The organism is Acinetobacter modestus, assembly GCF_014636095.1.
GTDB lineage: Bacteria > Pseudomonadota > Gammaproteobacteria > Pseudomonadales > Moraxellaceae > Acinetobacter > Acinetobacter modestus.
Genome location: NZ_BMDV01000003.1, coordinates 260,225 through 283,740, shown reverse-complemented (window position 1 = coordinate 283,740; position 23,516 = coordinate 260,225). Strand labels below are relative to the sequence as shown.

Annotated in this window: 21 protein-coding genes; 3 read left to right on the top strand and 18 right to left on the bottom strand. The window is 38.9% G+C overall.

The window, feature by feature from the left end:
- Positions 1–11 precede the first annotated feature (11 nt).
- The 3 genes from IEV17_RS09505 (at position 12) to bfr (ending at position 1,498) form a co-directional block, all read left to right on the top strand.
- The gene (locus IEV17_RS09505; RefSeq protein WP_004660185.1) at positions 12–401 is read left to right on the top strand and encodes a RidA family protein; all 390 of its coding nucleotides are present in this window, start codon (positions 12–14) and stop codon (positions 399–401) included.
- Between the two features lie 172 nt (positions 402–573).
- Positions 574–768 (top strand): bacterioferritin-associated ferredoxin, encoded by a 195-nt coding sequence (locus IEV17_RS09500; RefSeq protein ID WP_004660183.1) that lies wholly within the window; start codon positions 574–576, stop codon positions 766–768.
- A gap of 265 nt (positions 769–1,033) precedes the next feature.
- Positions 1,034–1,498 (top strand): heteropolymeric bacterioferritin subunit Bfr, encoded by a 465-nt coding sequence (bfr, locus tag IEV17_RS09495; protein WP_004660182.1) that lies wholly within the window; start codon positions 1,034–1,036, stop codon positions 1,496–1,498.
- Positions 1,499–1,560: 62 nt separating this feature from the next.
- On the opposite strand, the gene IEV17_RS09490 is transcribed toward bfr, so the two are convergent.
- From IEV17_RS09490 to IEV17_RS09405, 18 genes are all read right to left on the bottom strand, one after another.
- Entirely contained in the window at positions 1,561–3,195 is a 1,635-nt protein-coding gene (locus IEV17_RS09490) for a PglL family O-oligosaccharyltransferase (RefSeq protein ID WP_004660180.1), read from the bottom strand.
- A 75-nt stretch (positions 3,196–3,270) separates the two neighbouring features.
- Positions 3,271–4,014 (bottom strand): TfpX/TfpZ family type IV pilin accessory protein, encoded by a 744-nt coding sequence (gene tfpZ / locus IEV17_RS09485; RefSeq protein WP_004660178.1) that lies wholly within the window; start codon positions 4,012–4,014, stop codon positions 3,271–3,273.
- A 24-nt stretch (positions 4,015–4,038) separates the two neighbouring features.
- Positions 4,039–4,569, bottom strand: a complete 531-nt coding sequence (locus tag IEV17_RS09480) for a pilin (protein WP_004660176.1) — start codon at positions 4,567–4,569, stop codon at positions 4,039–4,041.
- A gap of 200 nt (positions 4,570–4,769) precedes the next feature.
- Positions 4,770–5,309 (bottom strand): pilin, encoded by a 540-nt coding sequence (locus IEV17_RS09475; protein ID WP_427832714.1) that lies wholly within the window; start codon positions 5,307–5,309, stop codon positions 4,770–4,772.
- Positions 5,310–5,722: 413 nt separating this feature from the next.
- The gene (locus tag IEV17_RS09470; RefSeq protein WP_004660173.1) at positions 5,723–6,283 is read right to left on the bottom strand and encodes a TPM domain-containing protein; all 561 of its coding nucleotides are present in this window, start codon (positions 6,281–6,283) and stop codon (positions 5,723–5,725) included.
- Positions 6,277–7,284 carry a TPM domain-containing protein gene (locus tag IEV17_RS09465; RefSeq protein WP_427832713.1) on the bottom strand — a complete coding sequence of 336 codons (1,008 nt, stop codon included), beginning with the start codon at positions 7,282–7,284 and terminating at the stop codon, positions 6,277–6,279. The genes IEV17_RS09470 and IEV17_RS09465 overlap by 7 nt, the downstream gene beginning before the upstream one ends.
- A gap of 85 nt (positions 7,285–7,369) precedes the next feature.
- On the bottom strand, positions 7,370–7,960 hold the full coding sequence (locus IEV17_RS09460; protein WP_004660169.1) for a LemA family protein: 591 nt from the start codon (positions 7,958–7,960) through the stop codon (positions 7,370–7,372).
- 181 nt (positions 7,961–8,141) lie between these two features.
- On the bottom strand, positions 8,142–9,032 hold the full coding sequence (locus tag IEV17_RS09455; RefSeq protein WP_004660167.1) for a metal-dependent hydrolase: 891 nt from the start codon (positions 9,030–9,032) through the stop codon (positions 8,142–8,144).
- 167 nt (positions 9,033–9,199) lie between these two features.
- Positions 9,200–10,621, bottom strand: coding sequence for an FAD-dependent oxidoreductase (locus IEV17_RS09450; RefSeq protein ID WP_004660164.1), 1,422 nt, complete (start codon positions 10,619–10,621; stop codon positions 9,200–9,202).
- 71 nt (positions 10,622–10,692) lie between these two features.
- Complete coding sequence (gltB, locus tag IEV17_RS09445) at positions 10,693–15,171, bottom strand: glutamate synthase large subunit (RefSeq protein WP_171062399.1); 4,479 nt, start codon at positions 15,169–15,171, stop codon at positions 10,693–10,695.
- 463 nt (positions 15,172–15,634) lie between these two features.
- On the bottom strand, positions 15,635–16,501 hold the full coding sequence (locus tag IEV17_RS09440; RefSeq protein ID WP_004660161.1) for a hypothetical protein: 867 nt from the start codon (positions 16,499–16,501) through the stop codon (positions 15,635–15,637).
- A gap of 19 nt (positions 16,502–16,520) precedes the next feature.
- The gene (gene aroB, locus IEV17_RS09435; protein WP_004660157.1) at positions 16,521–17,603 is read right to left on the bottom strand and encodes a 3-dehydroquinate synthase; all 1,083 of its coding nucleotides are present in this window, start codon (positions 17,601–17,603) and stop codon (positions 16,521–16,523) included.
- 24 nt (positions 17,604–17,627) lie between these two features.
- Positions 17,628–18,194: a shikimate kinase AroK gene (gene aroK, locus IEV17_RS09430; protein ID WP_087535970.1), complete on the bottom strand. Its 567-nt coding sequence runs from the start codon at positions 18,192–18,194 to the stop codon at positions 17,628–17,630.
- A gap of 10 nt (positions 18,195–18,204) precedes the next feature.
- Positions 18,205–20,382: a type IV pilus secretin PilQ gene (locus IEV17_RS09425; protein ID WP_004660153.1), complete on the bottom strand. Its 2,178-nt coding sequence runs from the start codon at positions 20,380–20,382 to the stop codon at positions 18,205–18,207.
- Between the two features lie 16 nt (positions 20,383–20,398).
- A complete protein-coding gene (locus IEV17_RS09420) occupies positions 20,399–20,926 on the bottom strand; it encodes a pilus assembly protein PilP (RefSeq protein WP_004660150.1) in 528 nt (175 codons plus the stop codon).
- A complete protein-coding gene (locus tag IEV17_RS09415; protein ID WP_004660145.1) occupies positions 20,926–21,672 on the bottom strand; it encodes a type IV pilus inner membrane component PilO in 747 nt (248 codons plus the stop codon). The genes IEV17_RS09420 and IEV17_RS09415 overlap by 1 nt, the downstream gene beginning before the upstream one ends.
- Positions 21,669–22,313, bottom strand: coding sequence for a PilN domain-containing protein (locus IEV17_RS09410; RefSeq protein ID WP_004660140.1), 645 nt, complete (start codon positions 22,311–22,313; stop codon positions 21,669–21,671). The genes IEV17_RS09415 and IEV17_RS09410 overlap by 4 nt, the downstream gene beginning before the upstream one ends.
- A complete protein-coding gene (locus tag IEV17_RS09405) occupies positions 22,313–23,371 on the bottom strand; it encodes a pilus assembly protein PilM (protein WP_004660139.1) in 1,059 nt (352 codons plus the stop codon). The genes IEV17_RS09410 and IEV17_RS09405 overlap by 1 nt, the downstream gene beginning before the upstream one ends.
- Between the last annotated feature and the right edge of the window lie 145 nt (positions 23,372–23,516).

Here is a 23,516-nt window from a genome sequence, read left to right as displayed (position 1 = left end):
AGGAGAGCTTAATGTCACGTCAAGTTATTCATACTGAACACGCCCCTGCTGCTATCGGAACATATTCTCAAGCAATTCTTGTTGGCAATACGCTCTATCTTTCAGGTCAAATTGGCTTAGACCCATACAGTATGGAACTTGTAGAAGGTATTGAGGCTCAGATTCGTCGTGTATTCGACAATCTAAAAGCAGTATGCGCAGCCGCAGGTGGCAGCTTAGCAGATATCGCTAAATTGAATATTTTCCTTACAGATCTTTCTCACTTCCAATTGGTGAACCAAATTATGGGCGAATATTTTGCTCAGCCGTATCCAGCTCGTGCAGCATTGGGTGTAGCAAGCCTACCTAAAGGTGCACTAGTCGAAATGGATGGTATTGTTATTATTCCAACACAGAATTAAATACTATATTTATCAAATAGATAAAATGAAGAAAGAATACTACCGATCAGGTGGTATTTTTTTATTCAAATTCTCAATAAGAATATATTCACTCTAAGAATGAAATTCATTGACAAACGATAACAATTATCAATAATATCAATTATCGCATTAATATTTGTGGATCACTCCCATGTATGTCTGTTTATGCCGTGGAATCACAGATCAAGATATCAAAGACGCTGTTGCAAACGGCGCTGAAAGTTATCGTGAAATTCGTGATTTACTCGACTTAGGCACTTGCTGTGGTCGCTGTGCACCCGAAGCCCGTTCTATTATTAGTGATGAGCTCGCAGAAATAGCTGCTCGTATTTCAGTTGCTGCATAATTTAAAGTAATCCAACACCTCAACAACCTCATTTAACTATCTGTTTACGACTCCACCGCTTCTTGTCGAACTTTAACCATTCCTCAGATAAGCGGTTTTTTTATTTCAGTTATTCACTTTAGTATAAATCCAAAATGCTTTTCGTATTTTGATTGTGATTTTCATTTGCCGTTCTATAATTTACTCGTCAGATTATTATTTGTTGATTAAAATCATATAAATTGCCTTAAAAACTAGGGCATCATGGTGTTATGGAGTAAGTGCAATGAAAGGCAATCGAGACGTGATTAATCAACTGAATCAGGTGCTTTATCACCATTTAACTGCAATTAACCAATATTTTTTACACTCTCGTATGTTTAATGACTGGGGAATTGAAAAACTTGGCTCCGCTGAATATAAAGAATCAATTCGTCAAATGAAACATGCAGATAAGGTGATTGAACGGATCTTATTCTTAGAAGGTCTACCTAATTTACAGCATCTAGGTAAGTTGTATATTGGACAACATACCATTGAAGTCCTCAATTGCGACATTCGTAAAGTAAAAGAAAACATTGAAGCGATTAAACAAGCTGTTGAACTTGCTGAAGTACAACAAGACTACGTTACACGTGATTTAGTTCAAGAAATTTTAGAGAAAGAAGAAGAATATTGGGATTGGCTCGATACACAACTTGATTTAGTTGAAAATGTTGGCATCGAAAACTATATCCAAAGCCAAATTTAAAGCATGTCATCTACTTTATCCCTTATATCCCTTAAAAGATAAAGTAGATGAATTTTACAACTTTATTTATTATTTAATTCCATAATTTCTGCCAAACTTATTTTTTGCTTATACAATTGTTGTAAAACAAATAATTGTTTCTCCGCTTCATCAAGCTTATGATTATAAACAAGTAATTGTGCATATTTTTTTAAATTATAAGGTGTAGCCTTATTTTCAACCATTTCGCCAATTACGCTAAGATCTGAATCAGACAGCAATGTTTGAGGCTTCAAAGCAATCCAATCTAATCTTTGCTGAAATTGAGTAAGTATCAATATTTTAGAACTGCCCAATATCTCTTCTGAAGCTGGTTTTTGCTTAAAAACCAATTTACTATTATCTTGGAACAGTTTGTAATCTCGCCAAATCAACAGTAAGACAATCAGAGAAACGAGCCATACACAACGAATAATATTTCGATGTAAGCTAACACTTTTTAAATTTGGTGTTTGGGCTTGAATTAACCCCAACAAAAAACCCATTGGCAATAAAAAGTAAGCATAGCGTTGTGGAAACTCCAACATTGCATGCATCAAAATTGCGCTGACCATTAATATTGCCACAATCGAAATTGTATCTTTTGCATTTTTACTTAACCAAAACAACCATATCGCAAAGTATGCAATAATTAAAAAGCCTAATGGCAAACCATTCCAAACCAATAGATCTAACAGGATATTATGTGCGCTATTAAACCAAACTTGTACGGTATTAAAATGGATACTTTCCACAACCGCGACACTTGTTTGATTCCAGCCATAACCAAACCACGGACGCTCACCTATGGCATGTATAATTTGCATCCACATCCCAAGACGCTCATGCCCTGAACCTGCCCGTTGTGCTAGTGATGCTGTATGGGTTACCGCCTCTCCAACACTTGTCGTCATGACTTGTGCGATAATAGGCAATAAATAACCCGCAATTAAAAAATAAGTAGCAGCCCAACCAAATAACTTAATAAAATTAAGCCTTGGTTTATTGTTATATTGCTTAATCACCCAATAGATACAAATAAAAATACAGACTAGCCAGGAAGTACGTGACTGCGTTAAGCAAATCGCAAATAAGATAGATAAGCTTGATGGGATAAGTAGCCACAAAGATGCTTTATGCTTTTCATATAAGAACAACGCACCCATTAAACCTACAATCAAAAATGTAGCTAAATTATTGGGTTGACCAAAATTCGCATATGGCCGACTTCCCTTTAGTTGAATAACCCAACTAAAATTTGACTCTAGATTCAACCATTGAACAATCGCAATCAAACTACTTATAAAAGCAAAGCTCAGTACTACATAACTCACTCCTTGCATAGAGCGTTGACGATTTTCAGATGTATAGGACAGGTTATATCCACATATCATCATCAACCAAAACATAAAAACATATGAAAAGCTTAGCAATGCAACACTAAAATCTGGAACGAGTCCAAATAGCCATTGAAATACAGGAATCAAAAGCAAAGGCAACATCAAAAGTTGAGGTTTAGGAATTTTAATATTTTGTTTGAGTAGAGCACCCAGTAACGCCAAAGCAGCTCCGAAGCTTGCAAGCTCACTAGAAAATGTCACCCAAGGATAGGTATGAAATGGCGACAGCCAGGCAAAACTAATCAGCAATGCTGCAACTAAACTACAAAGAATTTGCATATCGACATAAAAAAATGAGCTTCGATAGATTATACATCGAAGCTCATTTAAACAAATTTTCAAAATCGAATAAATTTAATTTAATTTCCAAGGTCGTAAATCTACAATTTCAATTACCTCGGCAGTTTCTTTATGAATTAACACAGTCATATCCACTGCATTTGCTTTTAATGGAACAAAAGCATTTGCTTTTGGATATCTATTTAATATCTTTTTCACAGAATCAGGATCATTATATTGCTGCAATAACGCTAAATTTTGTGCTCGCTTTTGAATCTGCGACTTTGCTTTATCAAGCTCCATATAACGCTCTGGGCGTTGAGAGATCGCAACACCACCCAAAATTTCCTCAAACATATCTTGATTCCGCTGCTTTGGATCTTTCGAAAACTCAATTGCTGCAAACTGTGGTGTTAACCAAGATGTTTGTTGATATTTTTTTTGAGCATGGTGAATATTTTTTGTATAAAGCTCATTATTCCTAACAAGATCAAATCGATCAACACTATACACAATCCATACTGGACGCCCTTGTGCAATATTATAAATTCCATAACCCAGTGCAGCGATTTGGATCAAAATAATAACTACTAAATCAAATACTAAAGTCTTTTTTCCTTCTTTATAAACCAACCAAGTAAAAAAGGGACCTAAAACAATATCTATTGCGAGCATCATTAAAAAAATATGCGTGACTCCAGTCGCTTTATTCAAAGGCAACGGATACCAAAAAACAAAAATAAGCACGACGACGCATAATGCAACACACAATGAAAAAAATAAGTGCGTTATTACAAATTTTGTCTTTGCTGATCGCATTTTTTAATTAAATTCCTTTTAAAATCATCTACATGCTGCTGGAACATATTTTGGCTGAATTGTGCCTAACGTTGCTCCTGGCATGCCTTGCATTATAGCAGATTGTTGTGTTTGCGATGAACAGGCCCAGTCAACTGATCCGCTGCGACCTGCAGTCAAAGCAGCCAATAAAGTTAGTGCATTACCATTGGTTGCCCGAATATAAGGGCTCAGCATCAACGTATTTTCTGTTGCAGCAATACCGACTTGAGTCGGGTTGAATGTTATTTCAATTTCACCTGTCACTTCATCAACTTGTATACTATTCACGTATTTACTATTTGCCCCAGTACCTACAGCTTGTGCATTCCAAGCCTGCGCTACACGCTGTAAATCTGCTGCCGAAATAATCGCTTCAATCGATATTGCCTGTTTTGCTTGATCAGCCAAACCAAGCCCCTCCACGACACGAGTACGAACCGTATAATCCTGATACGCAGGCATTGCGATTGCAGCCAGAATACCCACAATTGCAACAACGATCATCAACTCAATAAGTGTGAATCCCTTTTGCATACTCCACCCCATAATCCCATTTATTATTATTTTATAATCAAAAAGCGTACCACAAATTAAAATTTTATTTTACAACAACTTATGTTTATCAAAAAAAAGGGGGTAACCTAAAACGTCACTTTATTCGTATTTTTATTACATTCAAGCATTTATAATGAATAAAAAAAAGCAGCCCTAAGGCTGCATTTTTTAGGAATGTATTAACGGCAAGCTGCTGGAGCGTATTTAGCACGTACACCAGCATTGCCTAGAGCAACTACAGTAATACCACTTGCTGTTGCTGTTGCATTTGTTTCAGAAGCACAACCCCAGTCAATCGTACCAGTACGACCACCAGCAATCGCAGCTGCTAAAGATTCACCAGCACCTGCAACACCACTACGTACCCATGGCGTTAAAGTAATTGTATTCTCGGTTGTTGCCAAACCAACTTGGGTTGGGTTATAAGTGATCGTAATCAAACCTGTTGTATCACTCATTTGAACAGAGTTTACATATTTAGAGTTTGCACCAGTACCAGCAGCTTGAGCATTCCAAGTGTCAGCTGTACGATCAAGATCCGCTGCTGATGCAGAACCGTCCGTTTGAATCGCTGATTTTGCAGATTCAGCCAAACCTAAACCTTCAGTAATACGCGTACGTACTGTGTAGTCTTGGTATGCAGGAAGTGCAATTGCAGCCAAAATACCAATGATCGCTACAACGATCATCAATTCGATAAGAGTAAAACCCTTTTGCATTGATTTCATAACATTTCTCCAATGTATTAAATTTTTATAAGCCTTTTCAGCTACTTTGTATTTAGCATGTTCTATGCCAATCCTTAGCTTAGCCAATTTTAACTCAAAAAAACAGAGACTTAAAAGAATATTATTGCAGATTAGTTTTAATGCAATTATCACTCTTTATGGCAATAAATGACAAAAAATGTCACCTTTCACAACTTATTTTCAAATCCCGTATGAATTAAGCATGATTTCTATCGAAGAGGCGTAAAATTGAGCGAAACAAATCACATAAAAATTATGAATATTAATATAACCGTTTATCGGAAGATAAAAAGGTTTATTTCTGAAATGGCTCTTTACAGGGCTATTTACAACATAAGTCTACTCTCAATGTGTAAAAAAAGATCATAAAACTATTAAATCGTTCAATTTAGAATGATAGGCTCGTTTGGCAATTCATTTTTGTTATCCGCTTCAGAATGAAGATAATAATGGTCCAATACTTGACCAATCTCTTTAATTCCGTTTTTGATCGCTTCTAGATGTTGTTTTTGAGCAAGTTGATAGACAATACGCTGACAAATCTGATTCCAAATCTCAGTTTGAGTCGCATTTTTAAGACCACGATCAATCACAATCTCAACTTTGCGCTCACAAAGATTCAAATAAAGCAGAACCCCACTATTCAATTCAGTATCCCATACACCTAATTCAGCAAATAGCTGCTGAGCACGTAGCCGTGTGTTCTGATGATAAGCCTGTGAACATGGTATATGCCCTTCTATTACCACTTGAATTTCACCGACATGCCCTTTCTCGGCTTGCTGCACAGCTCGTGCAATATCCAAGCGGTCTTTTTTATTAAAAAAACGATGTGCAGAAGAAATATAGAAAAAATGTTTGAACCAGCGTTTTAAACTAGGTTGTGCATATTCTTCCAGTTTCGATTGCGTAATGATTTCCGTTGTATCCGTCTTTGTCACCATGAACCTGATGCTCCTCCTCCACCAAAACTACCGCCACCGCCACTATATCCGCCACCGCTTCCTCCACCAAAACCACCGCCACCTCGCCCCCCTCCAGATAGAAAAGTTTGAAAAATAAGCTGAGCTAGTGAAGTAATCAGTAAAAAGAAAATACCAAAACCAAGCAATAAGCTCATCAAAATACCAGCGCCATTTAAAAGTCCAGCAGCAGCAGCGGTAACGCCAGCTGTAGCAGCGCTTAAACGATTGCCAACAATGAATGAACCGACAACACCAGCTATAAGGATAAATAGCGCCATAGTTAGCGTATTATCTTTAGCTTGTTGCTCACGTAAAGCTTGTTCATGACGGTCTTTTAATTCTTGGGCAGCCTGTTGTGCAATTTCTGGATCTTGATTCACAACATGGCTTATCTCATCCAAACCTGATGAGATTCCTTGAGCATACCAACCTTGTTTAAAATAAGGTGTTATTTGATTACGAATAATGCGGCTCAGTACCACATCGGGTAAAACACCTTCTAATCCATAGCCTGTTAGAATCTGAATTTTGCGATCATTGACTGCAATTGCCATCAACAAACCATTATCACGTTTAGCAGAACCTAATTGCCATTTTTCACCTGTACGTAAAGCAAAATCAAAAATAGCTTCCTGTCCAGTGGTTGGTACAATAATCACCCCAATCTGGGCTTTACCCTGCTGATACAACGTCAGTATTTTTTGATTGAGTTGCTGTATTTCCGCCTCACTTAATATTTTGGCTTGATCTATGATAGGCTGATTTAAAGTCGGTAAACCACGTATGGATTCACCCTCAGCCATATCATTGGCAACTTGGGGTAAAATAGGTGCTTGTTGTGTTGTAGTGTTTGGCTGTGATTGATTTTGTTGTGGCTGCTGAATCATTTTACCTGCAACAACTAAATCAGTTTCATCTGTTGCAGTCGCAACCTCAGCCCAAACTGTATGTTGAAAAAATAGTGTTACAAAAACAATCATGAGAACAGCCGAAAGCTGCTTAAGTTTTTGTCTAATTTCTTCCAACATATGGCAACTCCAAACCCATCAAGAACAATTTCAAATCTTAATTAAATGAAACTGTTGGCGCTTGTTGCGCAGATTGCTCTGCTTTAAAGTTCTCTTTGGTTTTCATACCAATGACTTTTGCCGTCATTGCTTGTGGAAACTGACGCACATATGAATTATAGTCTTGCACGGTCGTAATATAGCGATTACGAGCAACCGCGATTCGATTTTCTGTACCTTCCAATTGTGCTTGTAAATCACGGAATTGTTCATTAGCTTTTAAATCTGGATAATTTTCAGAAACAGCAATCAAACGAGATAATGCACCAGTCAATTGACTTTGTGCTTGTTGATATTTTTCGAATAGCGCTGGGTCTTCTAAAACTTCTTTATCTACTTTTAAACCCGCAACATTAGAACGAGCTTGCGTAACCTCTGTGAGGACTTGTTCTTCATGTTTAGCATAGCCCTTAACCACATTGACAAGATTAGGAACAAGATCTGCTCGACGCTGATATTGATTTTGCACCTCAGACCATGAAGCACTTACGGCTTCATCTTTCACTTGTAAAGTATTATATCCACAACCTGTGAACAACAAGGTGCTTGTTAATACTGTTGCTAATGCGGTTTTCTTAATAACTTTCATAAAAATTTATCCTCAGGTTTTTCTTTATATTTTTTGCAATAATTCATTGTAATGTGATTTTTTGTTCGCTGTGTAACATTTATTAAAGTTACTTTATACGTATTTAAATAAAAAAAGACATTACTCAATGGCCTTGAGCAATGCCTTGTTAAGCACAACGTTTATGTTTATAAAAAATGGATTAACTATATAATTTTGAAACTTTTTCTTCTTGGAAACTGACCATACTATACTCATCCGCCATACGTGCTTTCCAATAATTCACTAATTTTGTATAGTCGTGCTTTGCAGGATGGAAATCTGTTTGATAATACGATAAGTATTCAGGAATAAGCTGAATTAACATTTTTCCAAGTAAATACATTCCAAATAGATTACCACCAACTTTCGGCAAGCTTTTCCACTTATCTTGCCAAATCAAACGTGATGTTGCATAAAAAGTGAGACTTGCAAATCCAGTGGTCACGCTACGCATCAACAGACGACGAATTCGGTCATCACCATAGACCTCTTGATAGACATCAAAAGCAACCGAGCGATGCTCGATTTCTTCAATTGCATGCCACACCCATAATTTCATTGCATCATCATCTAAAGTACTTAGAATCTCTGGATGCTTCAGAATATAACCACCTAACATCGCTGTAAAATGTTCAAATGCACAGGTCAACGCAAGCTGTAATTTTGGATGAATGTTTCGTAGTGCATCATCACGTTTTGCAAGCCATGCTTGAAAACGATCAAGGTTATAATCCTCTTTACGCCATGCATCATTGAACTCAGTATGGGCTTTAGAATGCATCGCTTCTTGCCCGATAAATGCTGCAATTTGTGCTTGTAACTGTGGCTCTTGGACTTTATCCCTAACATTCCTCACGCTATTTACAAAATATTGTTCACCGATTGGAAATGTTGAAGACAAAGCGGTTAAGAGATGTGACATTAGTGGAGAATTAGCGAAATAATGTCGTTTAATTTTTTTTGGATTAAACTGCAAACGACGTACCGTAATACCCAAAGCTTTTGGTCTATTCAAATAGGTTTTTTCAGCATTCACATTTGCAAGAGCCATTTTTATTGCCTGCACAATTTCCTGATTGGTCTTCGAGTATCATGCTGAAAAATGATCAGGGACAGGGCAAAAAAGCTTACAAGATTTGCTAAAACTACCAAAAAGATAAGATGAAAAAATAAAGCCTGCTTAAGCAGGCTTTATCGCAATCAAACTATAAAGATTAATTAGACACCTAAGTAATCTAAAATACCTTCTGCTGCTTGGCGACCTTCCCAAATTGCAGTAACAACAAGGTCAGAACCACGCACCATATCTCCGCCAGCGAAGATTTTAGGATTAGACGTTTGGAATTTAAATTCTTGTTGTTCTGCCGCAACGACACGACCTGAACCATCTAAACTTACATTTGCAGAACCAAACCAATCAGCAGGACTTGGACGGAAACCAAATGCAAGTAATACCGCATCTGCTGGCAAAATTTCTTCAGAACCTGGAACAGGTTCAGGGCTACGACGACCACGGCTATCAGGCTCACCCATTTGTGTAGTGACAACCTTAACACCAGTCACCTTACCGTTTTCACCAACAACCTCAATTGGCTGACGGTTGAACAGGAATTTCACCCCCTCTTCATAGGCATTCTTCACTTCGCGCGCAGAACCCGGCATGTTGCTTTCGTCACGACGGTAAGCACATGTCACATCATGCGCACCTTGGCGTAATGAAGTACGGTTACAGTCCATTGCAGTGTCACCACCACCAAGAACAATCACCTTCTTACCATCAACACTGATGTATTCGCTTGGATCTTTTTCCCAACCTTGGCAACGATTGACGTTAGCGATTAAGAAATCTAAGGCATCGTAAACACCATCAAGATCTTCGCCAGGGAAACCACCTTTCATGTAGGTATAGGTTCCCATCCCCATAAATACGGCATCGTATTCAGCAAGGAGTTGTTCAATCGTTACATCGACACCGATTTCAGTATTTAAGCGGAATTCGATACCCATCCCCGTGAAGATTTCACGACGACGTTTCATCACATCTTTTTCCATTTTAAATTCTGGAATACCAAATGTAAGTAAACCACCAATTTCAGGGCGTTTATCAAATACAACTGGTTTCACACCGCCACGGGCAAGAATATCAGCACAGCCTAAACCTGCTGGACCCGCACCAATGATGGCAACTTTTTTATTGGTCCATTTAACGCCAGACATATCCGGACGCCAGCCCAAAGCGAACGCTGTATCATTGATATATTTTTCTGCATTACCAATCGTGACCGCACCAAAACCATCATTTAAGGTACATGCACCTTCACACAAACGGTCTTGCGGACAAACACGACCACATACTTCTGGCAAGGTATTGGTTTGATGACAAAGCTCAGCCGCTTGGAAAATTTGACCTTCTGCAATCAGCTTTAACCAGTTTGGAATGTAGTTATGTACTGGGCATTTCCATTCACAATACGGGTTACCACACCCTAAACAACGGTGCGTTTGATTAGCAGCAACTTCCGCAGTAAAGGGTTTATAAATTTCCACAAACTCTGCTTTGCGGACAGTAATATCTTTTTTCTCTGGATCTTGGCGTGCTACATCCAGAAATTGAAAGTCATTATTGAGGCGTTCTGCCATGTCTCTCTCCGTGGGTAGGCGCAGTGGTGTCCTTCACCTCTGCACCTGCCTATGTCTTTGCAGTCGTGGAATTATTGTGGATCAGCTTGGGTTGTTTTCAAAAGCGATTGCAAATTAGCAGCTTTTGGTTTTACAAGCCAGAACTTACGACTATAGAAGTCGAACTCATTACGGATTTTGTATGCCCAAGCACTTCCCGTCTCTTGAATATGTTCATCAAGAATACGAAGGAGGTTTTCTTTATGATCTTCCATCGACTCGGTAGAGATACGATTTAGGTCAATCAGCTCATGGTTGTAGTAGTCAACAAAGTCATTATCAAGGTCAAGTACATAAGCGAAACCGCCTGTCATACCCGCACCAAAGTTATGACCCACTTTACCTAATACAGTTACCACACCACCTGTCATATATTCACAGCAGTGGTCGCCAGCACCTTCAATTACCGCAAAAGCACCCGAGTTACGAACAGCGAAACGCTCACCCGCAGTACCAGCAGCAAATAACTTACCGCCAGTCGCACCATACAAACAAGTGTTACCGATGATTGCAGTATTTTGTGTTTGGAACGGTGAACCTTTTGGTGGGAAGATCGAAACTCGACCACCTGCCATGCCTTTACCAACGTAATCGTTCGCATCACCTTCAAGTTTGATATGCAGACCACCTGCGTTCCAAACACCAAGTGACTGACCAGCTGTACCAACAAGATTCATTACAACTGGGCTGCTTTCCATCCCTAAGTTGCCGTAGCGACGTGCGATCTCACCTGAAATACGTGCACCAATCGAACGATCACAGTTACCAACAGTAAAATTAAACGAACCGCCTGTACCTGCTTCAATCGCTGGTAGCATTTCAGCAACCATTTTCTCAGCCAATACACCTTTATCAAATGGCGCATTACCTTGAACTTGGCAATACTGAGCTTTACCTTCAGCAGATGGATGTGAAGTCAATAACGTGCTGAGATCAAGATGAGCATGCTTTTCAGTTTCACCTGGTAAAACCTCAAGCAAATCAACGCGACCAATCAAATCTTTAAGTGATGCAACACCTAGAGCAGCTAACCATTCACGTGTTTCTTCTGCAATAAACTTGAAGAAGTTAATCAACATTTCTGGTTCGCCAATATAGTGTTCTTGACGTAAATGATCTTGCTGAGTTGCAACACCAGTTGCACAGTTGTTCAGGTGGCAAATACGAAGATATTTACAACCTAATGCGATCATTGGTGTAGAACCGAAACCAAAGCTTTCAGCACCTAAAATTGCTGCTTTGATCACATCCAGACCTGTTTTTAATCCACCATCAGTTTGTACACGAACCTTACCACGCAAATCATTTACACGAAGTGCTTGATGCGCTTCACTTAAACCAAGTTCCCAAGGCGAGCCCGCATGGTGAATCGATGAAAGTGGAGATGCTGCTGTACCACCGTCATAACCTGAAATGGTAATGAAGTCTGCATAGGCTTTTGCAACACCTGCCGCAATCGTTCCAACACCTGGCTCTGATACTAGTTTTACCGATACCATCGCTTGAGGATTGACTTGCTTCAAGTCAAAGATTAATTGTGACAAATCTTCAATTGAGTAAATGTCATGATGTGGAGGTGGAGAAATCAAAGTCACACCCGGTACTGAGTAACGTAAACGTGCAATTAAGCCATTCACTTTACCACCTGGTAACTGACCACCTTCACCTGGTTTTGCACCCTGTGCAACTTTAATCTGCAACACTTCAGCAGAGGTTAAGTACGCAGGAGTTACACCAAAACGACCTGATGCAATCTGTTTGATTTTCGAGTTACGAATAGTGCCGTAACGTGCAGGATCTTCACCGCCCTCACCAGAGTTCGAACGACCACCAATCGTATTCATCGCAATTGCAATTGCTTCATGTGCTTCTGGAGACAACGCACCTAAAGACATTCCCGCAGAGTCAAAACGAGGTAGAATCTCTTCAATCGTTTCAACTTGATCAATCGCAATCGAATCTGTTGTTTTTAACTTGAATAAGTCACGAATCGTAGCAACTGGACGGTTGTTTACTAGCTCAGCGTATTCTTTAAAGTCTTGATATTGACCTGAACGAACAGCTTTATGCAATGAGTTAATCACATCAGGGTTGAACGCATGATACTCTTTACCGAATACGAACTTGAGTAAACCACCTTGATCAATTGGCTTGCGATTTTGCCAAGCAGTTGTCGCCAATTTTTTCTGGTCATTTTCTAAATCAGCAAAAGTCGCACCTTGGATACGGCTTGGTACACCAAGGAAACATTTATCAACCACTTCAGATGATAAACCAACAGCTTCAAACAATTGACCGCCACGATAAGAAGCAACTGTCGAGATCCCCATTTTAGAAAGTACTTTTAATAAGCCTTTCTCAATTCCCTTACGGAAGTTTGCTTGCGCATAAATTGGGTCACCCAACAATTCACCTTTCGCAACCAAATCATTGATCACGTCATAAGCTAAATATGGGTAAATTGCTGTTGCACCAAAACCTAGTAGTACTGCAAATTGATGTGGATCACGTGCGAAACCGGTCTCGACCAAAATATTTGCATCAGTACGTAAACCAACTTGAATCAAGTAATGATGTACTGCACCTGTTACCAATGCTGAGTTTGCTGGCAAGAAACCTTCACGAATATTTTTATCGGTCAAAACGATTAAAGTTTTGCCATCACGAACCGCTTGTGCAGCTTCTTCACAAATACGTGCAACTGCGGCTTGTAAACCTTCGGTTTCTGCATAATTCAGATTGATATCAGCAACAGCATAACCCGCACGTTCTTTTTCAACATCACGAAGCTGCTGCATTTTTGAATGTGACAATACAGGGCTTGAAATAATGATGCGGTCAGCGTGTTCAGGACCCTGTTCAAATACGTTTTGCTCACGACCCAAACATGTTTCCAATGACATTACGATCGATTCACGTAATGGATCGATTGGTGGATTGGTCACTTGCGCAAACTGTTGACGGAAATAGTCTGATACATGGCGAACTTGACGAGACAAGACTGCCATTGGTGTATCATCACCCATTGAACCAACAGCTTCCTGACCACTTTCTGCGATTGGACGCAAAATCTGATCACGCTCTTCAAATGTCACCATAAACATTTTTTGAGCCGCTTTTAATGCATCACCAGTTAAACCTTGATCACTCAATTGTTCTTCAAGCTGAGGATCTGCTTTCAAACGAATCGCATGGTCACGCAACCATTCACGATACGGACGCATGTTTTTAAGGTGATTGCTAACATCTTTCGTATCAAGGACTTTGCCTGTCAAAGTATCTACAACTAAAATTTGACCAGGACCAACACGACCTTTAGACACAACATCTTCTGGTTCATAACCCCATACACCAATCTCTGATGCAAGCGTGATGTAATCATTTTTGGTGATCACCCAACGTGCAGGGCGTAAACCATTACGATCCAACATACAAATCGCGTGACGACCATCTTGAATCACAAGACCCGCTGGACCATCCCAAGCTTCCATATGCTTAGAGTTGAATTCATAGAATGCACGTAGATCAGCATCTAAAGTTTCAACATTTTGCCATGCAGGTGGAACCAACATGCGAAGTGCACGGAATAAGTCCATTCCGCCACCAACAAGAATTTCAAGCATATTGTCTAGGCTTGATGAATCCGAACCAGTACGGTTTACAATCGGATTTAACTCAGTTAAACCCGGCAGTAATGGATTTTCAAACTTTGGCGTACGAGCCAGTGCCCAGTTACGATTTGCCGTAATGGTGTTAATTTCACCATTATGTGCAAGATAACGGAATGGCTGAGCCAATGGCCAACGTGGCAAAGTATTGGTTGAGAAACGCTGATGGAACACCACAATATGCGATTTTAGACGTTCATCAGCTAAGTCTGTATAGAAGTCAGCAATTGCTGCCGGCATCATTAAGCCTTTATATGTGATGACAGTTGTTGCAAGTGTTGTCACATAGAATAATGGGTCGTTTTGTAATTGTTGTTCTGCACGGCGACGAGCTAAAAATAACTTGCGGTTAAATTCAACTTCTGTCAAACCCATTGGGCAGTTAACTAAAATTTGTTCAAATGCTGGGAGTGATTGCAATGCAATTTCACCTAAAGCATCATTATTTGTTGGTACAACACGCCATGCCGCAACCGTTAAACCTTCTGCTGCAATTTCTTTATTTAAAATGTTCTTTGCATTTTGAGCTAAAGCAGGGTCAATATTCAAAAATACTGTGCCTGCAGCAAAAATCTCAGTTAGATTACTGCCTAGCTTCTGAGCTTCTTCACGGAAAAATTGTTTTGGCATTGCCAATAACAATCCGCAACCATCTCCTGTTTTACCATCCGCGGCAATACCACCACGGTGCGTCATGCAACTTAAACTGTGAATCGCAGTTTCGACCAGATGATGGCTTGATTCACCCTTCATATGGGCAATCAGACCAAAACCACAGTTATCCTTAAACTCATCAGGCTGATATAAGCCTTGAGCGGGAGCTACAGTATTAGGCGATGGCATGTGCATAGCGTACCCTTCTTTCAACATGGCTCTTTCGAGCAACAAACAATCAATTCATTTTCTGCGATATTGCCGATCAACTCATATAAAGTTCAATGCTTCGCAAAAACATTTTTCCTGGCGGATTTGCAATATACGCCTTTCTTTAAGAAGAAACAGCGTACTCAAGCATATAAAGTGTTTTCAGTTATTACACCTTCACCAATGTTTGTAAAGCACAAAAACTTTCCATTTCACTAAATTAATTGGGTGTTTAGTGTGAAAAAGTGCAATGAGCAGATAAATTAGCACCACAAGGAAGCAAAAAACATACCAATTAATTATAAATTTACTAAATCATTAAAAAAATTAAAATAACCTTAATTTATAATAGGCTAAAGCTATATCTTATCAGGTTTTTTTGCACCAAAATAAGTCATTTCGCCTTAAAAAAGCGCCAATAATGCTCAAAATTAGTGCAATACTAATTGAATGGATCTACCACATCGCGTTTAGAAGAATCTGAATTTTCTTTCAATTTTTCAGGGTTTTGTGTTGAAGATTGGCTTTGTTTGACGTTTACCACGTTACCTTGAGCATCACGCTGTGTGACTGTTGTCTGAGTTGCTATTGCAGGATCAACTGCTGGCTTTTCTGAACTAACACCCAAACTGCCTTGTGAAACCACCGCCCCTGCAGCCAACAAACTCTCGTCCACTTTAGGTAGCGCTGCGGGTTTTAACTGAATATCATAAAGCTGATTTGTCGCTGTTTTTAATTCATCAAACCCTAAATCATTCACAAACTCTGCATATTTTGATAATTGCTGGGCTTTAGGTTGCACGGATTGAGGAAGTACCAAATTCAATTGAGCAAACTGACGATTTGCTTCCTCCATATTCGGTGACATACCATAAGCAAGAACATATTGTTCTGCCTGATCCTCACCAGTTAAGCGGAAATAAATAAACTTTTTCCGATCTAATCGACTCAACAAAAAATTTTTAACAATTGCTTCATCTGAACTACGAAAAATTTCCATCGTCCATTTTTGCTGATTTTCTTTAATAAATTTAGTGCCACGAAATTCTGGTGCATGCTCATTAGAAACAACAACTCTGGTTGTTAAATCTAGCGGCTTCACCTCATTAGAAAAGGCACCTAGATGAGCAGTTGCAGTCACTTTTTCAGGTTGAATTTGAACCTCAGTTTTAGCTGGTTGATCTACCTCAACCAAAGCATCTCCATCAGTAATTCCCCAAAAGACCAATGCAGCAATCAAGCATACAATTGCAAGCGTGAGCCAGCTGTATTGTTGAATATTTTGCCAGATTGATCTAGAAATAAGCATATTTTTCTCAATATATTGATTATGAAGATTGGTTCGCAAGAATCGTTTGCTTCATTAAATCCACATCAAAATCTTTGGTAATGATGGCCTGGCCTAACTTTTTAAGTAAAACCAAACGTAATTGGCCATTGAGTACTTTTTTATCATGCGACATATAAGCCAAAAATTCGTCGAGTGGAATCTGTGGACATGATATCGGTAAATGGGCACGTAGAATAATTCTTTTTGTACGCTCAACATCTTCAGCAGATATCCAACCTAAGCGATGTGACAAGTCTGCCGCCATGACCATACCTGTTGCAACCGCTTCACCATGTAACCATACCCCATAACCTAGATAGGATTCGATTGCATGCCCAAAAGTATGCCCTAAATTTAGAAGTGCACGCTCACCCTGCTCTTTTTCATCATTAGCCACAATTTTAGCTTTATGTGCGCATGAACGATAGACTGCTTCTGCGAGTAAATTCGCATCACGTGCAACAAGCGCATCCATGTTCTGTTCTAACCATACTAGAAAATCCACATCACCTAGTAATGCATATTTAATCACTTCAGCCAAACCAGCAGAAAGTTCACGGTCTGGTAAAGTATCAAGCTGTGCCATATCCGCTAATACAACTTGAGGTTGCTGAAACGCACCCAACATGTTTTTACCTAATGGATGATTGATTCCTGTCTTCCCACCCACACTTGAATCAACTTGAGATAATAATGTAGTTGGTACTTGAATAAAATTCACTCCGCGCTGGAAACAAGCTGATGCAAAACCAGCCATATCACCAATGACTCCACCACCTAATGCAAGCACTGTGCAATCACGATTAAAACCTGATTCCAAAAGCGCATCAAAAATTAAATTCAAATGTTCAATGTCTTTAAATTGCTCACCGTCGGGTAAAATACATTGTGCAATCTGTTTATCTAACTGGCGCAATCCATCAACATAATGTTGCAAATATAATGGTGCAACGGTTGTATTGGAAACCAACATCACTTGTCGACCATGAATATATGGCGCTAGCAAATCTCTGGGATTTAAATTACTTCCAATAAAAATAGGATAGCGACGATCACCCAATTCAACATGTAGTGTTTGCATAAAATTAGACCAACAAGAAAATTACTAAATTTGTTTAGATAAAATAAGCTGTAGAATTTTTTGCGCTAAGTCTCGCGCTGCACCCTGATTTGTTTCAACAATGAAATGTGCAACCTCACGATAAAGTGGATCTCGCACAGTTAACAAATCTCTTAATTTCTTTTCTGGGTTTTCTACTTGCAACAATGGACGATTCTTATCGCGATGAGTTCGCTGTAGCTGAAGCTCTACAGGAGTATATAGATAAACAACGATACCTCGCTGTTTTAAAAACTTTCGATTTTCCGATTGTGTTACCGCACCACCACCAGTCGCCAAAACAAGGGCAGAACGTGCAGTTAGGTCATTTAACACATTAGTTTCACGTGCTCGAAAACCAGATTCGCCCTCTTTTTCAAAAATCCAAGGGATTGTAGCACCTGTTTTACGCTCAATTTCATGATCACTATCAATGAATTCACGCCCCAACAATTCTGCTAAATGTCGACCAACTGTTGTTTTTCCTGCCCCCATCGGCCCTACCAAATAAATATTTGGTAGGGTTTCAAACGCTTTGCCTTGCAACGCGCCACCTATATTAATTGCGATTATTCAAAATATATTAATGATTTCTCGTCAAAGTGTCATTAACAATTCTTGGTGTCACAAAAATAAGTAGTTCACGTTTATTTTCAGTTTTCGAATCACGACGGAATAATTTGCCCATGAAAGGTAAATCACCTAAAAATGGCACCTTGGTTTGTTTGTTTAGATTTTCTTGTTCAAAAATACCGCCTAATACCACCGTTTCACCATTATTAACCAAGACATTAGTATTCACCATGTTTTTATTAAAATAGAATTGTCCTTGAGGGGTTACACCAGCAATACTATCTTTCTTAATATCAAGATTCATTTGAACCTTTCCATCTGGTGTAATACTCGGCGTTACATCTAAACTTAATACCACATCTTTAAATTCGATTTTCGGCGTTGCATTTGCCCCAGTACCCGTTGAGGATGAAAAAGGAACTTGAGTACCTGACTCAATTTTTGCAGTTTGTTTATCCGCAGTCATAACTTTAGGCGTTGAAATGACTTCACCATAACCATCCGCCTGAACCGCAGACAGTTCTAGATCCAGCATAAAATCTGACAAACTGATTAAACCAAAAGCAATACGACTCGCACCTACTGCTGTTGCCCCCAAATCAACATTTAGGTTACTTGGACGTTCAATTTCATATTTCCACCCCCCTGTATCACTATCTTTAGTAGGCTTTCTTAAGTTCCATAAAGTAGTATTACTACCACCTACTAACAAATCATTATTACTAGTAATACCTTGCGATAGAATACCCCATTTAACACCCATTTCTTTCGTAAAATCGGTACTTGCACTTACAATACGTGCCTCAATCATTACCTGCTTAACTGATACATCTAACAAATCAATCAACTTCCGTATTTTATCAATATTCAGGGCTGTATCATTGATAATTAAAGTATTAGTACGAGTATCTGCTACGGCACTGCCACGAGAACTTAATAGACTTTCTAAAGCTAATGAGTCAGAGTTAGCTGTTCTATTTGATGTTCCACCTTTACCATCACGAGACTCTTCAATTAATTTGAGTACATCTGCAGCTTTTGCATAACTCAACTTAATATATTCTGTTTGTATTGGAGAAAGTTTAATACTTTGTGCAATAGCTTTTGCCTCCTCTTCTTCAGATTTTATTAATTCTGAGACTGGGGCAATCCACATTACATTGCCATTACGACGCTTATCTAAATTCTTGGTTTTAAGAACAATATCTAAAGCTTGATCCCAAGGTACATCTTTCAGACGTAAAGTAATATTGCCTTGAACCGTATCAGCTGCGACCATATTTATACTAGTGAAATCTGCCAGTAACTGCAGAACTCGACGTACTTCGATATCCTGAAAGTCTAAGGATATCTTATTTCCAGTATAGACTTGTGCTTTAGCCTTCGCAGGAGACTTATCTTCAGGGCGTTTTAGGCTAATCGTTAATTTATTTTCCGCTTGGTAAGCCATGTACTCATAACTACCTGCCGATTGAATTGTAATAACACCGTTTCCTTTGTCATTATAAGCATCTACGCTTGCAACAGGTGTTGCAAAATCATTGGTATTTAAACGGCGAGCTAAATGCATAGGAATTTTATTACCCATCGTACGGATAACAATTTTACTACCTTGCTGTTGCACATCTACAGGTGTATTACTGCCTAACAAATCTACAACAACTAGTCCTTCACCTTGTGCACCACGCTGGAACCCAATATTCGACACACCTTGCTGTGGTTGTCTAGCAATAGTTGTATTACGTGAATTATTTATAGGCTGCACAGAATTAATTTTTAGAACAAAAGTATTGCCTTCAATGCGCGTAGTAAAAGCTCCTGCCTCTTTTAAATTGACCACTAAACGTGAACGTTGATCATCTGCTGCAAGGTCTATAGATGATGCTTCAGCAGTTGATACAGGGATCGATTTTTGTTTTAGATTTTGTTGTGCCTTATCAAAATCTAAAATCAATCTTGAGGGTTGCTCTAATTGATATGCCTGCGGTTGTGGTGGCAGACCATCAAACATCACACGGATTTCTGTACCTTGGTCAGCCAAACTCATTGGAACAATATTCGTCATACTCACCTGTGCAGATGCAACTTGCATAATTGCAATCGCGACTGCACCCATTGAAAATTGACGGAATGCATGGCTCATAGTCTTGACTTCCCCAAATAAAGAATTTTTAAACTGTTTTTTCATTGTTATTCCCTTAATCCTAAGATATTGGCCCAATTAAAACGAGCGTCCGTGGTCTTTCAACATAACCCTCTCGCCCATCTGGCACAATCTCTACTAAATCAATTTGAGTCGGGTTGATCTTAATGATTCGCCCTTGGTTCATTCCTAGATAGCTACCAACTTGAACACGTTCAATCTGTCCATCAGGTGTTTGGATCAAGGCAATAGTTTCATTCGCTTTACCACGCATCGTACCTTTCATATTTAAAGCTTCTAATGCATAACTTTCTAATGGTTGAGGTTGACGATTAAGGTTTGGATAAACACGTTTACCTGCCATTATTCTTAATTCTGCAGCTAATGAACTCGGCATAAATGGGCTTTTTAATTGATGAGCTGCATAATTAAATAATGGTACAGGAGTAAATATCGGTGCAGGCTCAATAGGTAACGGAGGTAAATTACGAATATCTGCCATTTGTTGATTTACGGCATCAATACGAGAATCACAACCAACCAAGCTTATGGTAATAAATAGAGCAGATATTATTTTATAATTATTCATCAGTGCTGCCCTCCTTGAACTGCTGGAGTTGTCGTTGTAGCTGGTTGAGTGATAGATTCTTTCTCAACTTGCTCTTCAGGACTAATATAACGATATGTTTTTGCTTTAATTGAGTAATTTACGACAGGAATGTCTGATGCCTTTAACGAATCTGCTTTTCCAGCTTCAACAACAAAATCATGCAACGTTACGATGCGCGGCAATGCAGCAATCCCTGTAACAAAAGCACCAAAGGCGTGATAATCACCCGTAGCTTCGATACTAATTGGCTGCTCAATAAAAAATTCTTGTTTTACTTCACTTTCCAAACGAATATTTTTGAACTTCAACCCAGAGTTAACACCCGTTAAATTAATATCTTCAACCAAGCTTGGAATTTCAGTTTCTTTCGGTAGTTGCTCTAATTGTTGATTGAAATTTGCTTCCATTTCTTGTAATTGAGCTTGGTATTGCTGCAAATTACGTAATTTAGAATCTTTTTCTTTAAATTCATTTAATAAATTTTGCTCTTGTGCTTGCGCGCTGGTTATATTGTCAAGTTGTTTTTTAATGACAACAAAATATCCTAGAGCAATAACTGCTAGAAAAACGAAAATCCAACAAGTGATTTTTACAGATAGAGGCCAGCCACCATAATTATTCATGTCCAACGTATTAAACTGTTGGAAAAATTGCTCGAACGTCATCTTCTTTTTCTTTACAACAGCGACTTCCTGATTTAAATCATCCGATTTCTCTAAGTTCATTTTGTCACCCCTGCTGTCCCTGATGCTGCTGCTTCTAAAGTTGAGTCAGCTTCAGCTGTTGTCCCTATCTCCCCCAAATCGACAGTAACCAGAAAACTACCATAATTTTCTTCAATTCGAGGAACTAAAGAACTTGCTGTTTTATCTTTTTGATCACTTGCTGCCAAAAATGAATTCATAAACGCATTACGATACCAAGGTGAAGCTTCTAGATTTCTTAAAAGCTCAGCAACGGTATTTGGGCTTTCTGCTTTACCCTCAATGGTAAACTTATCACCTGTACGGGTAAATTTTGTCAAGTACATTGTAGGTGGTGTTACTCGCACTAGCTCATCAACTAAACGCACTGTAATAGGACGCTGTCCCTGTAAGCCTTGAATTAACTTCATACGCTCAATAATTGCATTACGTCGTTCTTGCAAACCATCTAATGACTTAAGTTGAGTATCTAAATTCTGATTGGTACTTACAATCAACTGATTTGCCTGCTCCTGATCATTCAATTTATGATCAAAGTACATCCATCCAGAAAAAACCGATACTACGCCTAATGCTGCCACCCCAGCACAAAATGCAACGAACTGTTTCTTTTTTTGTTCTCTTAGCTCATCACGCCAAGGGAGTAAGTTAATCTTTGCCATTAATCAAAACTCCTCAATGCTAAACCACATGCAACCATCAATGAGGAAGCATCATTTTCAATTTTTTTAATATCAATTTGCGGAGAAAAGCCCATTTGTAAGAATGGATTGGCAATCGTGACGCGATAACCTAGTTTTTGCTGTAACAACTTGGCTAAACCAGGAATATTGGCATTACCACCTGCCAATAAAATATGATCAATCTCATTGAATTGTGATGATGAAAAGAAAAATTGAAGTGAGCGAGCTGCCTGTTGAACTACGGCATCTAAAAAGGGTTCAAGTACTTCAGTATCATAGTCATCCGGAAGTGTTCTTTCTTTTTTCGCGCGCCCAGCCTCTTCAAAAGACAAACCATAACGGCTCTGAACATCTTGGGTTAGCTGTCGACCGCCAAATACCTGTTCACGTGTATAGATAATTTTACCTTTCTGCATGACAGATAAGGTGGTCATAGTATGACCAATATCTAAAATACCAACTGTGTTTGCACCCATTGGTAAAGTATCTGCGAATACACTGAAAGCGCGTTCCATGGCATAGCTTTCGACATCAGCAATTTTTGCAGATAAATTAGCCAGTTCAAGAACTTCTACACGCGTGTCAACATTTTCTGTACGCGTTGCCACTAACAATACATTTACACGATTTGGGTTTGCTAGTTTGTCAGATAAGACCTCAAAATCTAGACTTACTTCATCTAATGGGAACGGAATGTATTGCTCAGCATCCATACGAATTTGAACTTCTCGTTCATCGGCTGTCATATCTGCATCCATTTCAATGATTTTATTAATTACCATTGAAGTTGGCACAGCTATAGCCACATTCGTCGTACGCGGATTCGCAAGGTTAACGACTCTTTCAAGCGCGTCACCAACTGCTTCTGGATTGAGAATGCTTTTTTCTACGACACTGTTTTCAGGCAGTGGCATCACAGCATAGCTTTCAACCCAATATCTACCGTTCTTTACAGAGAGCTCCAATAACTTAACAGTTGTCGAACTAATATCGACCCCTACTAACCCCTTATTTGGTTTACGATATAACCTGAGCACAGTACATTCCTATTTATTTTTTTATCCCCAAAAATACAACTCACTAATTTGTTTTGGTCTTTAATTGATACGGATACAATATCTCATCTAACAATCCGTAAGGCTAAAGGATATACTGACCATAATTAGTTTGCCATTCGCTCTT

Bases quoted from the DNA above. Each gene is read 5' to 3' on its own strand.
- IEV17_RS09505 (WP_004660185.1), top strand. From the start codon at position 12: ATGTCACGTCAAGTTATTCATACTGAACACGCCCCTGCTGCTATCGGA.
- IEV17_RS09500 (WP_004660183.1), top strand. From the start codon at position 574: ATGTATGTCTGTTTATGCCGTGGAATCACAGATCAAGATATCAAAGAC.
- bfr (WP_004660182.1), top strand. From the start codon at position 1,034: ATGAAAGGCAATCGAGACGTGATTAATCAACTGAATCAGGTGCTTTAT.
- IEV17_RS09490 (WP_004660180.1), bottom strand. From the start codon at position 3,195: ATGCAAATTCTTTGTAGTTTAGTTGCAGCATTGCTGATTAGTTTTGCC.
- tfpZ (WP_004660178.1), bottom strand. From the start codon at position 4,014: ATGCGATCAGCAAAGACAAAATTTGTAATAACGCACTTATTTTTTTCA.
- IEV17_RS09480 (WP_004660176.1), bottom strand. From the start codon at position 4,569: ATGCAAAAGGGATTCACACTTATTGAGTTGATGATCGTTGTTGCAATT.
- IEV17_RS09475 (WP_427832714.1), bottom strand. From the start codon at position 5,309: ATGCAAAAGGGTTTTACTCTTATCGAATTGATGATCGTTGTAGCGATC.
- IEV17_RS09470 (WP_004660173.1), bottom strand. From the start codon at position 6,283: ATGGTGACAAAGACGGATACAACGGAAATCATTACGCAATCGAAACTG.
- IEV17_RS09465 (WP_427832713.1), bottom strand. From the start codon at position 7,284: ATGATTGTTTTTGTAACACTATTTTTTCAACATACAGTTTGGGCTGAG.
- IEV17_RS09460 (WP_004660169.1), bottom strand. From the start codon at position 7,960: ATGAAAGTTATTAAGAAAACCGCATTAGCAACAGTATTAACAAGCACC.
- IEV17_RS09455 (WP_004660167.1), bottom strand. From the start codon at position 9,032: ATGGCTCTTGCAAATGTGAATGCTGAAAAAACCTATTTGAATAGACCA.
- IEV17_RS09450 (WP_004660164.1), bottom strand. From the start codon at position 10,621: ATGGCAGAACGCCTCAATAATGACTTTCAATTTCTGGATGTAGCACGC.
- gltB (WP_171062399.1), bottom strand. From the start codon at position 15,171: ATGCCATCGCCTAATACTGTAGCTCCCGCTCAAGGCTTATATCAGCCT.
- IEV17_RS09440 (WP_004660161.1), bottom strand. From the start codon at position 16,501: ATGCTTATTTCTAGATCAATCTGGCAAAATATTCAACAATACAGCTGG.
- aroB (WP_004660157.1), bottom strand. From the start codon at position 17,603: ATGCAAACACTACATGTTGAATTGGGTGATCGTCGCTATCCTATTTTT.
- IEV17_RS09425 (WP_004660153.1), bottom strand. From the start codon at position 20,382: ATGAAAAAACAGTTTAAAAATTCTTTATTTGGGGAAGTCAAGACTATG.
- IEV17_RS09420 (WP_004660150.1), bottom strand. From the start codon at position 20,926: ATGAATAATTATAAAATAATATCTGCTCTATTTATTACCATAAGCTTG.
- IEV17_RS09415 (WP_004660145.1), bottom strand. From the start codon at position 21,672: ATGAACTTAGAGAAATCGGATGATTTAAATCAGGAAGTCGCTGTTGTA.
- IEV17_RS09410 (WP_004660140.1), bottom strand. From the start codon at position 22,313: ATGGCAAAGATTAACTTACTCCCTTGGCGTGATGAGCTAAGAGAACAA.